This window comes from Mucilaginibacter sp. L3T2-6 (genome assembly GCF_030519355.1).
In the GTDB taxonomy this organism is placed as follows: domain Bacteria; phylum Bacteroidota; class Bacteroidia; order Sphingobacteriales; family Sphingobacteriaceae; genus Mucilaginibacter.
Genome location: NZ_JAUMKC010000002.1, coordinates 57,649 through 73,001, shown reverse-complemented (window position 1 = coordinate 73,001; position 15,353 = coordinate 57,649). Strand labels below are relative to the sequence as shown.

General features: G+C 44.4%; 14 protein-coding genes. All 14 read right to left on the bottom strand.

Annotated elements, in window-relative coordinates:
• Position 1: 1 nt before the first annotated feature.
• Positions 2-1,039: a sugar kinase gene (locus tag Q3W13_RS02625; RefSeq protein WP_302861125.1), complete on the bottom strand. Its 1,038-nt coding sequence runs from the start codon at positions 1,037-1,039 to the stop codon at positions 2-4.
• Positions 1,036-2,448: a glucuronate isomerase gene (uxaC, locus tag Q3W13_RS02620; protein ID WP_302861124.1), complete on the bottom strand. Its 1,413-nt coding sequence runs from the start codon at positions 2,446-2,448 to the stop codon at positions 1,036-1,038. The genes Q3W13_RS02625 and uxaC overlap by 4 nt, the downstream gene beginning before the upstream one ends.
• Positions 2,449-2,755: 307 nt before the next feature.
• The gene (locus Q3W13_RS02615; RefSeq protein ID WP_302861123.1) at positions 2,756-3,553 is read right to left on the bottom strand and encodes a glucosamine-6-phosphate deaminase; all 798 of its coding nucleotides are present in this window, start codon (positions 3,551-3,553) and stop codon (positions 2,756-2,758) included.
• A complete protein-coding gene (gene nagA / locus Q3W13_RS02610) occupies positions 3,543-4,724 on the bottom strand; it encodes an N-acetylglucosamine-6-phosphate deacetylase (RefSeq protein WP_302861122.1) in 1,182 nt (393 codons plus the stop codon). The genes Q3W13_RS02615 and nagA overlap by 11 nt, the downstream gene beginning before the upstream one ends.
• Complete coding sequence (locus Q3W13_RS02605) at positions 4,724-6,274, bottom strand: beta-N-acetylhexosaminidase (protein WP_302861120.1); 1,551 nt, start codon at positions 6,272-6,274, stop codon at positions 4,724-4,726. Before Q3W13_RS02605 ends, nagA begins: the two co-directional genes overlap by 1 nt.
• 427 nt (positions 6,275-6,701) lie before the next feature.
• Positions 6,702-7,676 (bottom strand): YncE family protein, encoded by a 975-nt coding sequence (locus Q3W13_RS02600; RefSeq protein WP_302861118.1) that lies wholly within the window; start codon positions 7,674-7,676, stop codon positions 6,702-6,704.
• Between the two features lie 131 nt (positions 7,677-7,807).
• Complete coding sequence (locus Q3W13_RS02595) at positions 7,808-7,939, bottom strand: hypothetical protein (RefSeq protein WP_302861116.1); 132 nt, start codon at positions 7,937-7,939, stop codon at positions 7,808-7,810.
• A 222-nt stretch (positions 7,940-8,161) separates the two neighbouring features.
• Positions 8,162-8,689, bottom strand: a complete 528-nt coding sequence (locus tag Q3W13_RS02590; protein WP_302861115.1) for a DinB family protein — start codon at positions 8,687-8,689, stop codon at positions 8,162-8,164.
• Positions 8,690-8,787: 98 nt separating this feature from the next.
• Positions 8,788-9,288, bottom strand: coding sequence for a cupin domain-containing protein (locus Q3W13_RS02585; protein ID WP_302861114.1), 501 nt, complete (start codon positions 9,286-9,288; stop codon positions 8,788-8,790).
• A gap of 42 nt (positions 9,289-9,330) precedes the next feature.
• Complete coding sequence (locus tag Q3W13_RS02580; protein ID WP_302861113.1) at positions 9,331-10,653, bottom strand: MFS transporter; 1,323 nt, start codon at positions 10,651-10,653, stop codon at positions 9,331-9,333.
• Positions 10,654-10,879: 226 nt separating this feature from the next.
• Positions 10,880-11,638 (bottom strand): tetratricopeptide repeat protein, encoded by a 759-nt coding sequence (locus tag Q3W13_RS02575; RefSeq protein ID WP_302861111.1) that lies wholly within the window; start codon positions 11,636-11,638, stop codon positions 10,880-10,882.
• Between the two features lie 4 nt (positions 11,639-11,642).
• Entirely contained in the window at positions 11,643-13,454 is a 1,812-nt protein-coding gene (locus Q3W13_RS02570) for a BatD family protein (RefSeq protein ID WP_302861109.1), read from the bottom strand.
• 106 nt (positions 13,455-13,560) lie between these two features.
• On the bottom strand, positions 13,561-14,316 hold the full coding sequence (locus Q3W13_RS02565; RefSeq protein WP_302861108.1) for a tetratricopeptide repeat protein: 756 nt from the start codon (positions 14,314-14,316) through the stop codon (positions 13,561-13,563).
• Positions 14,313-15,353, bottom strand: coding sequence for a VWA domain-containing protein (locus Q3W13_RS02560; RefSeq protein ID WP_302861106.1), 1,041 nt, complete (start codon positions 15,351-15,353; stop codon positions 14,313-14,315). The genes Q3W13_RS02565 and Q3W13_RS02560 overlap by 4 nt, the downstream gene beginning before the upstream one ends.

Below are 15,353 nucleotides of genomic sequence, written 5' to 3'. Positions count from 1 at the left end.
TTTAAATTTCGCGCAGCTTGCTTTGTATATCTGCCACTGTCTTATCTGTCGCATCGCTTTTTACAAACAACTGCTCAAATGCCGCTGCGGTGGCAAACTCAAGGGTTTCCGCCGGCTCCCAGCCTCTGTAGAAACCATATATAATGCCCGCCATAAAACAATCGCCGCTTCCTACCTTGTCTATAACCGACGTAGTTTGCCAGGTACGCGAATTGTAAAATTTTCCGCCGGTATATAACGTGGTATAATAATTAATTTCTGACGATGCATCAAACCTGAACGTGTTAGCGACAGCCTTACATTTGGGAAATTGCAGCATAATATTTTCCGAAGAGTGTAACGCTTCTTTTAAATATATGCTCTGCTGCCCCGATTCATGGATATTCGGCGCCACCGGTATGCCCAGCATGGTTTCGGCGGCCCACACATTTCCCATTATCAAATCGCAATATTTCGTCAAATCCGGCATCACTTCCCGGGGCGATTTACCGTATTTCCACAATTTTGAACGATAATTTAAATCTACAGAAATTGTAATTCCTTTTGCCGATGCGGCCCGCAAAACTTCTTCACAAACATTAGCAACATTTTGATTGATAGCCGGGCAAATTGCACTGAAATGAAACCAGGTTACACCTTCCAGTACCTCATCCCAATCGATCATGCCGGGTTTCAGGTTCGAGAATGCAGAGTCTGAACGATCGTAAACCAGTGCATCATGTTTCAGGTCCTGTCCGCTGGTCAGAAAATATAGCCCAAGCCTGCCATCACCAAAAGAAACAGGGCTTGTGTCGATACCCTTAGCGCTAAGATATTTTATAATTTGTACCGATAAGCTATTGTTTGGTAAAGCGGTAAAGTACCTGGAAGGCAGTTCCCATAAGGCTAGCGCAGTCGCCACATTCAGCTCTGCGCCGCCAACGTAAAAAGGCAGTTGGTTTTCATTCAGCCATCGGCCGCCGGCATCAGGCGTTATCCGCAGCAACAATTCGCCAAACGACAATATTTTCCCGGGTTGATGGTGGATGGTGGCGCTCATTTGGCTTTATCGAATTGAAAGTAGTTTTTTGCATTGTAATAACAGATGTCCTGCACCACTTTACCTGTCCAATCCATATCATTGGGCAATTCGCCGTTTTCTATATCATTACCGAACAGGTTGCACAATATGCGCCTGAAATACTCGTGCCTTGGGTAGGATAAAAAGCTGCGCGAGTCGGTCAGCATGCCCACCATACGGCTTAATAACCCCATGTTCGAGAGGGCATTCAGCTGCTTGGTCATTCCATCCTTTTGGTCAAGAAACCACCATGCCGAGCCGAACTGCATTTTCCCGGGTATCGCTCCATCGTTAAAATTGCCAGTCATGGTTGCAAACAGCTCATTGTCGGCCGGGTTAAGATTGTACAATATGGTTCTGGCAAGCTTATTTTCTGACTCAAGCCTGTTAAAAAACCGGGACATGGTCCTTCCCTGGCTGAAGTCGCCCATAGAATCGTAACCGGTATCAGGGCCCGCCTGGCTAAGGGCACGGGTATTATTGTTTCGCAAGGCTCCCAGGTGATACTGTTGCACCCATCCTTTTTCACTATCCCAAACCGCGAAATGATACAGCATAGCAGATTTAAATTGCCCAACCTCCTGCGGCGTCAGCACCTGCTCCTTGCGTATTTTAGTAAAGATCGCGCGAACCTCATCATCGGTATATTTCTCGGCATATAAATGTTCCAGTCCATGGTCGGATACACTGCAACCGTGTACAGCGAAAAAATCATGCCGTTTCTTTAGCTCAGCCAGGTAATCGTTGAAGTCGGAAATGGCGTTGCCGCTTATGGTTTCCAGCTTGCTGATATAGGTATATAAGGCATTTACATTGCCCGCCTCCATCGCCTTATCAGGACGGAATGCAGGCAGAACTTTTACCTTGTAACCATCTGCCTTTATTTTTTCATGATGAGCGAGGCTATCCAGCGGATCATCTGTAGTGCAAACCACTTCGACGTTTTTATTTTTGATCAGATTCCTGACGCTATACTCCGGCGATTGTAATTTCTCATTACACTCGTCATATATTTTCCTTGCTGTGGCTGGCGATAACAATTCGTGGATGCCAAAATAACGCTGAAGCTCCAGGTGTGTCCAATGGTATAATGGGTTCCGCAGCGTATAAGGAACGGTTGCCGCCCACTTTTCAAATTTTTCCCAATCGCTCTTGTTACCTGTTATGTACTCCTCGCCTACTCCGTTTGCACGCATTGCCCGCCACTTATAATGGTCTCCATTAAGCCAGATTTGCGTCAGATTTTGAAAGTTAATGTCCCCGGCAATTTGGTCGGGCGGCAAATGGCAATGGTAATCAATTATCGGCAACCCGGCGGCATATTCATGATACAAGCGTTGTGCGGTCGGGGTTTCCAGTAAAAAATCCTTGTTTAAAAAGTTTTTCATGTTAATATGCCTGCAATTGGGAGAGCGGGCCATAGGTTCTATATTTCTCTCGGTTTGGCGGACAATATAGCGCAAATCAATGCATTATTCCAAAGTTATTGTGTTTTTTATACACTATAGACTAATCGCCGTATTGTTTTGCAATTCCGAATTTGGCGTTCCGTTTTCCTGCACGGAACACCCCGAACATTTCGCAAAAAACTCATTATCAAATGTTTGCATTTTAGTCTTTGTGTTCCCTGATATCGAATGTTTGGCTATTAATAATTTACTGTTCCGGCTGACCTTACACGGACTTTCCGGCTAATTATAACCTTCCCGCACTGTCCTTATCCAAAAACAAAATGGCATGTTCATGCCTTCGTAAAATACTTGCCGGGCATCGTTCGCTTATTTCTCCGTTCAGGGCATTAAATACGGCGTTGGCTTTTTTCTCGCCCGGCACTATGCAGTATATGTATTTTCCGGATAACAGCGCCGGAACAGTCAGCGTAACGGCATGCGTTGGTACATCCCCAAAAGCATCAAAACATTTATCGTTTACCTGCTGCTGACGGCATTCCGCGTCCAGTTCAACCTTTTTCACCATCAAAGGGTCGGCAAAATCGGCAACCGGCGGATCGTTAAAGGCGATGTGGCCATTTTCGCCAATACCCATACATACGATATCCGGCGGATTCTTAGCCAGCAAGCCGGCGTATCGTTTACATTCTTTTTCAATATCTTCTGCAATCCCCTCAATATAATTAACCGTGCGAAACGGCAGACGGCTGAAAATTTTGCTTTTCAGAAAAGAGGCAAAAGCCCGGCTATCTCCAGGCGGTAAACCTATATATTCATCCATATGGAACGCATTTATCCGCGACCAATCGATCGGCTTAGTTTGAACCAAAGCCTCCAGGAATTCATTTTGCGACGGTGCAGCGGCAAAGATGACGTTTACAAAAGGTTGGGTACCAAGTAGCTCAGCTATTTTTTGACTAACAATTTGCGTAGCAGCCACGCCCATCTGGCGGCGGGTTTCATATATCTGAATGTTAAGCTTATCATAAACGCGATGCATCTCGTTTCTGCGGGGCAAACCGTCCAATTCTTTACTTTTCATAGATAAGCCTTCCGTTTACTATCGTTTTTTCAACGTTGATGTTATCATCAAATATTACGACATCGGCATCTTTACCGGCTTCGAGTGAGCCCTTCCTGTCCGCAATATTCATTATCCTGGCCGGGGTTAATGTCGCCATTTCGATAACATCCGTCAAGGGCACGCCCGCGAGGTTTATCATATTACGCACGAGCAAATCAAATGTAGCTACGCTTCCGGCAAAGGCGCTGCGGTCTGGCAGTTTGGCTACACCGTCTTCAACAATTACTTTTAAGCCGTTTTTCAGGCCGCCAAGCACGCTTGCACCGGGCGGCATAGCGGCAGCGCGCATAGCATCGGTTATTAAAGCCGTTCTTTTTGCGCCTTTTATTTTATAAACCAGTTTTAGCAGTGGCGGCGGCAGATGTATGCCATCAGCTATAATTTCCACATCCATTCTTTCAATTAAATAGGCCGCTTCCACCACACCCGCATAGCGATAGGCATTACGCCGGGTTACGCCCAGCATTCCTGAATACAAGTGGGTAGCTAATGTGTAACCGTTTTCAAAAGCATCCAGGGCTTCGTCGTAAACAGCATCAGTATGTGCAATGGCGGCTAAAATTCCTTTATCAGTTATGTATCTTCCGAATTCAATAGCAACTTTCAATTCAGGTGCTGCGCTCCAGCGTTTAATAGCCGTGGTGGATGCCAGTATTTCTTTATATTCCTCGGGGTCGGGGTTGCGGATGTAGCGTGGGTCCTGTGCACCACATTGGTTAGGCGCGAAATACGGCCCTTCCAGGTGCATACCAATAAATTGTGCACCGCTGATGTTTTGCTTATTAGCCAGTTCATAAACACGGAGCGTTTCCAGCAAATCGGCTTTACTGCTGCTCAAGGTAGTAGGCGACATCGCCGTCGTACCATAGCTGGCATGCGTGCGGGCTATCTCCAGAAAAGCGTCTATGGAGTTATCCATAAAATCATGGCCGCCTCCGCCATGAACGTGAAGGTCTATAAAACCTGGAGATACATATTTGCCAGCTGCGTCGATCACCCCCGCATCCGGTGCATCAATATTGTGTTCACTTATGCCCGCTATAGTCCCATCCTTCAGCAATACAGAACCGCCCTGTATGATTCTGCCCGGTGTGATCACCTGCCCGTTAACTATCTTCAGCTGCTGCATTATCTCTTTCTCGATAAACGGTCATACAGTAAACGTATCCTGAAGCTTCTTATATTGTTTTCAGTTTCAAGTTCGGAGGGATTCAAAAAGCCTTTATTTTGCTCGGTAAAGTGCATGCTCAGCACATCGTCGGTCATCAGTAAATCCTTCAGTTCCTGTAAAACTCCGGGCACCATATCCGCTGTAAAATCCGGCGAATTGATACGTTGCACTATTTCTTCAAATTGCAGGTAATTTAACCGTATACCGGTCATCAGCCTGTAATGCTCAAACTCTTGCTTATTGCCTGCCGGACTTAACTTATATAAGGTTTCAAGCGCCAGTCGTGTGCTATCCACTACCTGCTTCAGGGTTAACGGCGTTTTTGAAAGTACTTTACCATGTCTCACCTCGTAAGGGGTAGTCGTTAAAGCCCGCCAAAATTTTGCCGACTGCTCACCGTCGAAACCGTAATGCGTTTTACAATACCTCGCAATAAAATCATCTATATCCAGCGGTTTATTAGTATTAATGCTTTCCGTATATGCATCAACCAGCATGTTGAAGCCACTTAACGGATATACATGCCTGATAGCATATTCCTCCGCCAGTTGATCCTCTGATTCAAAAACAGCTGAATATTGCCCGGATGTAGACCAGGAGGTCATTACGATGCCCTTGTATCCCATTTTGGCCGCGGCCGGCACAAAGTCACGGATATTTTTGAAGTGCTTTTCCCATTCAGTTAAAAAGTAATTATCCGGCGAGGAGCGTATTGCAGGTGAGCCCCAAATCTCGTATCCGCTTTCCATCAGCTTTTGATGGTCGCCGAAATTGTTCATATTCCAGCCATAATTCCAGTCGATAAATATTGTTCCTTTGGGCAGTAGCTTGATGGCTTCGGGATATTTTAAAGCAATATCAGCCCAAAGCACCGGCGTTTTACCAAGTTTGATAACAATGTCGCAAAGTGTTTTTATGTAATCGATATAAAGTTTTGACTTCCCTTCTTTTGCCACCTTTGCCTGGCAGCGCGCATCATGGCCAAGCAAATAGGTTTCATCGCCTCCGATGTGGATATATTTCGAAGGATGCATTGCCGCTAGTTCGGTATATAAATCAGTGAATAACGCCTTATCCAAATCCGTTTGCAGCGGGCAAACCTGCGAGAAGTCTTTCTGGTCTTCGCGAAGGCCTTTATAACGGTCATGCCTCAAAATGTATTCAACATGGCCAAAGCTTTGCTGCAGAGGTATTACATCTATCTTTAAATCAGCGCAATACTTTATAAATGAGATCACCTCTTCTTTGGTGTATGCGTACCTGTTAGGGATAAGCGGATGCTTTTGAAACGGAAAAGTGGCCTCCCATTCCATTATGATAGTGTTTATGCCTTCCTTGCTCAATTTCAGTGCAAAGGCTTTTAGGGCGTCCATAGTCATTACCTGCACGCGCAGATCGATGTGAAACCCTCTTACCACGAATTGATCTGGTGCAGCCGCCATCTGAGCGGTTAACTTAAGGGTTGTAACTATTGACAGTATGAAAATGATAATTCCCTTTTTGAACATCGTAAAGCTGATTGAGGGGATGGTTATAAATATGGCTTTTCGAAATTACTAAAAATGGTAACGTCACAGCCTAATATTTAAACATTGTGACAGGTATATGGATAGTGTTGATATTCAGTTTTCAGTCTCGCATTATATCCACGATGTAAATTTAACTTTTAATATATTAATTATATTAAAAATATATTTTTAAGTATATTTGAAATCAATTAACAGTATTATTTAAACTGTCAGTTAGTAGTCAATTAAACGATAAAAGCAGGTATAGCGCAAGGCCAGCCTGCTTTTGCTATTTAAAAACATTTTACTTGTTTTTAACCACAGAGATAAAGAGGACGCTGAGCCTGTCACTTCAATAAAATTATATCTTAAGATAGATCTCCGTGTTCACCGCATCTTCCCTCTGCGTTTCTGTGGCTAAACAAGATCATTTAATAACCAGCAGTCCATTTGTTCCGTACGCCTTTAAGTTTTTTGAGGATGTAAAGTTATTTAAATCTATAGTTGCCATATAGTCTTTGGCGTGGGAAACATAGGCTTTTGAGCCGTTTACCTGCACGTTTATAGGCGTATCGCCGGTTTCTATGCGGTGTACAACATTGCCCGTTGAGGAATCTATTACCAGTACAACGCTATCAAACGGTGCAGGGGCCAGGATGTATTTCTGATCTTCAGTTATATTGGAGTAAAGTATCAGACCGGCTTTAAGCTGCAGGTTACTGAAATGCCTGATGACGGACAAATCAGTTTTCGAAAGCAGGAAGATTTCATTTTTGCAGGACGCTACCAGCCATTTTTTGGCAACCAGCAACCCGCGTACCGGCGTAGGCAGACCGGCATGTTGCAATACTGCGCCGGATCCGGGGTCAATACGATAAACTCCGTTTTGACCAGACATTAGCCATAGCGTATCGCCCTTAGCCGTAAACCAGAAATTGTGCGTGCCTTTGGGTAAGGTAAAAAGGCGCTTTAACTTGTAATTCCCTGTGCTGAAAACCCGCATGGTATCGCCGCCGATCTCAGTATTTACAAAAAGCTCACCATGCTGTGGCCTGATTTTAATACCATGCGGCCCGTTATGTGCAGAGGTATCTCCGCCTGTATAAATATACCCGGTAACCTTTCCTTTAAACGGGTCGAAGGTAGTTACGGTGTTACCAGTCTTGCCGATCTTCAGGTCATAGTCCTCCAAACCGAAATTGCTTATAAAACATTTTTTAGTAGCCGGGTCGTAGGTAATTTCGTGGGATTTAAATGGGATTCCCGCCTGAGCAATTTTGATATTATTATCAAGATTAAAAACAACCACTGAGTCGCGGTATTGTTGTACGGCCACCAGTTTTGTTTGCGCCATAGCCATATTTCCAATGGCAAGCATTACGGGAAGGAGTATATTTTTCAAAATAATTGCTGTTAAGGTTGAACTAAATTAGCAAAAATTATCAACGTAAGTTCCCCGAATATGTGCTGGCTATAAACGAAGAAAGAGCTCCGCAGGAACTCTTTTCGCATAGGTAGATGGATGTATGATGATCAGGCAGCCTGTTTGATGGCAGCCTGTTTACTGTGCTGGGCTTTAAAACGTTCTAAATCCTGTTGCAATAATGCTTTTAATTCAAGGTCGATTGATTTAAGTATTACGGTGGTTTTAGCTGAAGTTTTCATAGTTTCTGTTTTTTAGTTGTTTGCCATATTGCCAACATTGTGCCATAGTCACAGTAAAGTCATGCAAATACCGTTTAAGCGCTTCATAATTATAAAAAAACACGCTTTAAATGATTTAAAGCGCGTTTTTAGGGTAAAAGCGCTGTTTATTGTGCTGTGCGCAGTGTATAGAAGAGTGTACACTTTTATAGAAACTAAGAAGTCTTCTAAAAATTCAAGATTTTAAAATAACATCTCATTCGGCGGGGTCAACCCTTTCAGGCGGATATAAACGGTGGTTTGCCCCCGGTGGTGTGTTTGGTGCTCAAATGCTTTTCCAAACATTTCAAACCTGCTCAATTCATATTTATCGAATTTAACTTTTTCCTGTAGTTGTTCAGGCGACATGGCTTTCAGCGTAGCAATCACATAATCGTAGCTATCCATCACAGCTTTGGTTGTAGCTTCCTTAGTTTGAGCCACGGTCTTTTCAGCCGAATAATCTTTACCCATCGGGCTTGGTTTTCCTGTAGCAATGCCGGTTAAAAAGTAGCCTCCATCCGCCAGGTGCAGCATTTGCTGGGCAAAAGTGCGCATTTCAGGTGTGGGTTTTAATGCATAGCCGTCTTCGGGCATAGCGTCCAAATAAGCTTTAGTGTAGGTTTTTGCACGGGTAAACTCATCAACAAGCTGCGACGGTGTAAATTGTGCACGAAGGGCTGTGCAGGCAAACATTGCCAGCATGGTCAGCAATAATGATACTCTTTTCATAGTTTTGGTTTATGTGATTTATAATTTCCGGAGATTTTGTCGTGAAAGGGGCTGATTGCTTACAGGGAAGCAATAATTAAAGCTAAAAAATTAATATGTTATTTCATAGGGTCTTGTCGGGTCAATTTGGCGAAAAGATCAGCGTGCTGCGGATAAAGCACTGTCAGTTGTTCCTTCACCGCCATTTCAAATTCGGTGAATTCAAAACCGGGCGCCACTGCGCAGCTTACCAGGGTAAAGCTACTTTTTGAAGGAATTTCGGCAGCAAACCATAGTCCTGCCCTAACTACCACCGACAGGTTGCCAGTTGATTCGTCAGAAAGTTCAAGCGTTAAATGCTCTTCGTTTTCATCAATTACATGGATATGCAGCGGCGCGCCTTTATGAAAATACCAGATCTCGTCTGAAGCGATACGATGAAACCCCGAGAAATCTTCACCTTCCAAAAGATAGTAGATGGAAGTACAAGCTCTTTTTGTAAGCAGCGAGGGTGGCCGCATCACTTCAGTTTCCGACCGGAAAACTTCCTTATAAAATCCGCCCTCGGGATGAGGCTGCAATTGAAGTTGATTTATCCAGTATGATGCGGTTTGTTCCATGGGCTCTATTCAAACTTAGTTTTATTCAGGCAAATTACTTTCTCACACCGGCACTTCTATGTCAGCCATTGGCCTTTTCTTTTCTGCCAGCAACAATACAATCAGCAAAAACAAGCCAAGTGCAAAGAAGCAATCCAGCGTCAGCGCTGAGTTGCGCATCTCATGGGTCTGCGCCTCAACAAATGCAAAGGCAAACAGGCCGACAACTATCGATAGCTTTTCCGTCACATCGTAAAAGCTGAAAAAAGAAGCGGTATCCGGGATATTTGGCGGCAGGTATTTGGAATAAGTAGAACGTGACAGCGACTGTACACCACCCATCACCAGACCTACGACAACGGCGGCGACATAAAACTGCTTAACCGTTGTTACGAAATACACGCAGCAGCATATCACCGTCCAAATCGCCACCAGGCCTATCAGCGTTTTAACGTTACCATATTTTTCCGATGATTTAGAGGTGATCAAAGCGCCAACTACGGCCAGTAATTGTATTACCAGGATAATGGGGATCAGCGAATCATCATTCATATGCAGCTCCTTAGCGGCAAAGTTGGCGGCCACCAGCATAATGGTTTGCACGCCTACCGAATAAAAGAAAAAGGCCCCTAAAAATCGTTTTAATAACGGCATTTGCCTTACTTTATTGAATACTTTCGCCAGCTCTTTAAACCCGCCGGTAAAAACGTTGTAATTATGCGAGCCGGCGTTCGGAACACCCTTGGGTAATTTCAGGAAGGGAATTATAGCAAATCCTATCCACCAGATAAATACAATCAGAAAAGAAATGCGTGCAGCCATATCATCCGTCACTCCAAATGTTTTCGGGAATTCAATGGGAATAAGGCAAAGCACCTGCACTACAACACTGCCGATAAAGCCATATATAAAACCTTTTGCGCTTACTGCATCCTGCTGGTCGACCGTGGCGATCTGCGGCAGGTAGGAGTTATAAAACACAAATCCTCCGCAATAGCCTATCGACGCCAACGCATAGCATATTAAAGGCGTTTCCAGTGGTTTTCCCTGCTGTAAAAAAAACAAACCGGCGCAGGCCAGGCTACCCATCCATGTAAATAACTGAAGATATGACTTCTTGGCCCCGCGGTAATCGGCGATCGAAGTTAATATCGGCAATAATGCCACCACAACCAGGTACGAAAATGCGAGAATATAGGTTGATAATACGGTATTTACATACTGATGCCCGAAAAAGTTAACCATATTCCCGTTTTTGGGGTTAGCGGTTATTGCAACAAAATAGGCGGGAAATATGGTGGAGATGATCACCATATTATAAGATTGATTAGCCCAATCGAACATGCACCATGCCCAGATGGTTTTCTTATTATTTTTTTCTTCCATTAAGGGGCTAAAATAAGTAAATGGAGGTGAAAGCTGAAAGGTAAAAGGCGAAAGGTTTAAGGTTAAAGGTAAAAGGTAAACGTTATTATCCTGGCTGCTTATTAAAGCGCCGGGTGGAAACGGGTGCTAAGGTGCGTTGCATACGCCTTAACAAAGCGATTACTTACCATAAATGGCGACCCTCGTGGGCGTATAGAATACGCCCTGCCATAGAAATGCTATTTTTCTATATCTCCTTCACATCGGTTGCCTTTACCCAACCCTCGCTACCATTGGCAAGCTTTATTTTAATCCAGTCGTTGCTCTCATCCAAAATATCAAGCCTGGTGCCTTCGTGGATAACAAACAAGGTTTTGGCCTTTTCAACCGGGCCGCTGTTGACATTAACCGTACTGCTGAAAACTATGGCCTCCCGGTGATTACTAAAATAACTCACTTGCATACCAGCCATAAATATGGCAATTAATCCAAGGATGAAGGATGACATCGCTGCATAGAAGGATGTTTTCTTTATAGAAACCGACGTAGTAAAGAAATACCAAATCAGCAAGCCTGAACCGCCCAGCACCAACAGAACGCTGATCCAACCCAGCGCATTTGCTGATATTGCCAGGATAAAATCGCGCCACCACCTGGTGATAAAAAACTCAGGGGCCTCGTCTATTTTATCTGTGGTTTTAAGATTGACGTATTTGATATTGAAATTGATATCCTCATCGCCGGGCGAAAGCTTGTGCGCCTTGCCGTAATAAAGCAAGGCCGAAGGTATGTCGCCGTTTTTATAGCTGGCATTGCCCATGTTAAAATACAATGATGCAGATTCATAGCCTTCATCAACAACTTTTTTATAGCTGTCCAGTGCTTCCTTGTACTGCCCTTTATTATAGCTGGCATTACCAGCAGCAAAAAGCGCCTGTACCTGGTCGGCGCCGAATGACAGCGAAGGGATAACAACAGCCAATAATATGTACAATATCCTCTTCATCGTATTAAATTTTATTTTCAATATCGCTGATGATCCCTTTAGCCTTTTCAAACACTTCCTCTTTGGTAATATGCGTTACCGGTGCAAAACGGGCCATCTCGCATAGGTCCAGCGTTTCCAACACCCGGTTTACCAGGACTTCATCTGGCAACCTTGCATTTAATGTTGTGGCGATGTTCTCCCTGTTAAGGTTGGCATAGGGGATGTTCAGCTTATCGCTTAAATAGCCATACATTCCTTTAAACACGTCTTCGTAAAATAAGGCAGTGTTATTAGCCTGTAACTGTTTTTGCGCGTTGGCCATGTGTTTGGCGGCTATTCTACTTGCACGCCTATTTTTTACGGCTACGATATCGCTATTAAACTTCATCATCCGGTTGCGGTAATTAAACGCTGCAATACATGCAACCGGCCCCAGTAACAGCAGCAGGTAAAACGGTATAGAACCAAAAAAACCGTCGCCGTTTTTAGCAAGACCCGTGTCATTAGTTTTTATATAACGGATATCCTTATCCAGCATTTTAATATCCTGCTTATTCTCGCCTGCAAGCGCAGTAACGTTACTTTCAGCTACACCTTTATTCACCTTAATTTTGAATGCTTTGGATGCAACTGTATAATACCGGTTAGTAGCCGGATTAAAGTAGGAGAATTTTACCGGATCGATGGTGTATTCCCCTTCGTGGCGCGGTATCAGCAGGTAATTATAAAAGCGGCTGCCCGAAACGCCACTCAGCCTTTCGGTGGTGGAATCGGTAATTTTGGGGTCGTATTTCTCAAAATCAGCCGGAAAATTCACGTTAATTGTATTCAATAATTTGATATTCCCTGCACCCGTAATCCTCACCTTATAATTCAAGGTCTCGTTAGCCTTAAGTTCTTTTCTGTCTACAGATGTTTCTATGTTGAAAGTGCCTACCGCACCGGTAAAGCTGTCCGGCTTGCCTGTTTCCGGCAAGGGTTTTACATGAATAACGACAGGGGTGCTCTTAGCCACATACTTTACCTGCTTAAATGAGCCGCCGAAAAACTGGTCCATGATATCGCGCGATTGCACCGGCTGCCGCACCAAAAAGGTCATCTGGAAGGGATCGATAGTAATGTTACCACTGTGTTCGGGAAACAGGATGGTCTGCTTGATGTCGGCAGTATTATATTTCTGGCCCTTGTAGGTCTCCACCTTCCACTGCACCTGCTGTTGCTGCTGGGGCTTGTTAATATCCTCATTCCAAAACCCGGTTAAATCAGGCACCTTATCTACCCGGCTGTCATCAATGCCAATGCGGGTGTACAGTCTGAAGTTTACAGTGAGTTGCTGACCCTGGTAAACATCTGTCTTATCAACCACCGCTTTTAAGAATATATTTTTGGCGATATCACCCGATGCCGTCTCGATTGTCCCCTCGCTTCCAGCTTGCTGAGCAGCGCCCTGGGGCACCGGTCTTCCCTTAACCACCTTAATTTTCAGGCTGCCGGTGGTATATTTTTTCCCATTTACCACACAGGTAGCAGGGCCTATTGTAAACTCGCCCTCCTTCACCGCCATTAAAATATAACTTAGAGAGGCCGTAACGGTTGTATTGCCATTAATCGACTCCATGCTGGTCGACTGGTTAGGTCCGGACAATACCTGAAAGGCGCTGAATGCCGGCGGATTAAAATCGCTTGCATTGCCATTCACCGTAAAGTCAACCTGGAACTGTTCGCCTGTACCTACCGTGGTTTTGCTTGCCTGGGCAGTAAACTTCACCTCCTGGGCCAGCAGGGCGCCTGTCCAAAACAGTAATAAAATCAATATGGAGTACTTGGGTTTCATTATTTTTAGTTGCAGAGGTTATAGTAGTTGCAGAAGTTGCAGAAGTGACAGATTGGAGCCTAACCTTTAAAATCACTGCAACGCTTACAACTTTTCCAACCAACACCTACCAATCCTTCTCTATGTGCATTCTTGCACCTTTTAGTTTCTTATTTTTTAGTTTATCCTGGGTCTGCTTTTCGTCATTGTTCAGAGCGTCGAGCATACGTTGGGCATCTTCTTTTGATATTTTGTTTGGCTGTTGTTGTTGGTCTTTATTGTCCTTTTTGTCCTGTCCGTTTTTGTTCTGATCTTTTTTATCGTCCTTCTTGTCCTGGTTTTTATCCTGGTTCTTGTTATCCTTGTTTTTGTCGTTCTTCTTGTCGTCCTTGTTATCCTTCTTATCGTCTTTATTGTTCTTTTTATCCTTATTGTTTTTGTTGTCCTTGTTCTGCTTTTGCTGCTCTTTCAGCTTTTCCTGGGCATATGCAAGGTTATAGCGGGTCTGGTCATCTTTCGGGTTGTTTAGTAAAGCCTTTTTATAAGCTTCTATACTCTCCTCCAGTTTTTTGTTTTCCAGGTACGAATTACCCAGGTTATGGTAAGCCTGCGCCGCCATTTTTTTATCGCCCGAAGTTGCCAGCTGGTTAAACTGCTGCCCGGCTTCTTCAAATTTCTTTTGCTTATATAGCGCATCGCCGAGGTTAAAACTGCCCGGCGAGTTTTTATTCAGTCGGGCCGCCTTACGGTATTTCGCCTCGGCTTCGGTATATTTTTTTTGCTCATAAAGCTGGTTGCCTTTATGCACCAGGTTTTTATCCTCCTGCGCCATCAGCAACGAAGCCTGTATCAAAAATAATAAGCAAATAATCAGCTGCCTCATATCTTCTTCACCTCAAATAATTTCAAATTACTTAAACGCTGGCTCTTGCGGTTCGATATAAAAAACTCTATCACCAGCAGTAAAAATGCTATTGCGAGTAGAAACTGGAACCTGTCCTCAAAGTCCTTAAAGCTTTTGGTGTCAACGGTTTTACGCTGGATCTTATCTATCTGCGACATTACAATGCCCAGCCCGCTGTTGGCATTGGTGGCACGCACATAAGCGCCGTTGCCGGCTGCGGCAATTTCCTTACCCATGTTCTCGTCCAGCTTACTCATGATGGTGTGGCCGGCGCTATCTGTGTGAAAGCCAACTTGTTTTCCGTTTTGATAAATTGGAATGGGCGCCCCACCCGGCGAACCAACACCGATCACATGCACGCTGACATCTTTATCTGCGGCATCTTTAGCTGCGGCAACGGCATCGTCCTCGTGGTTTTCACCATCTGTAATAATGATCATAGCCTTGCCGGTGCCATTCTTAAAATCAAACGACTTTATGCCCAAATCTATCGCCGCGCCGATTGCCGTACCTTGTGTAGGCACCATATTGGTGTTGATGGTATTTAAAAACAGCTTAGCCGCCGAATAATCTGTGGTTACGGGCATCTGCACGTAAGCATCACCGGCAAAAACTATCAGGCCAATACGGTCGCCATGCAGGTTATCGATCAGCTGGGCCAACGCACGCTTGGCGCTTTCCAAACGGTTTGGCGCTAAATCCTGCGAAAGCATACTGTTCGATACGTCAAGCAGTATCATTAAGTCGGCACTTTTGCGTTTTTCCTCCTCCATGCGCGATCCAAGTTGCGGGTCAGCAGCGCCGATAACAAGCAACCCAAACGCAATAGTAAATAAGATAAACTTAAGCCAGGGACGCGAAAACGATACATCCGGTATCATCTGGTTCACTACGCCCCTGTCTCCAAGCGACTTTACAGCCTTTGTCTTCCATCTGCTTACTACGATAAAGAGCAGGATGAACGCCGGGATTAAAAGCAATCCCCATAAATATTCTGTATGTGCAAAACGTAGCAT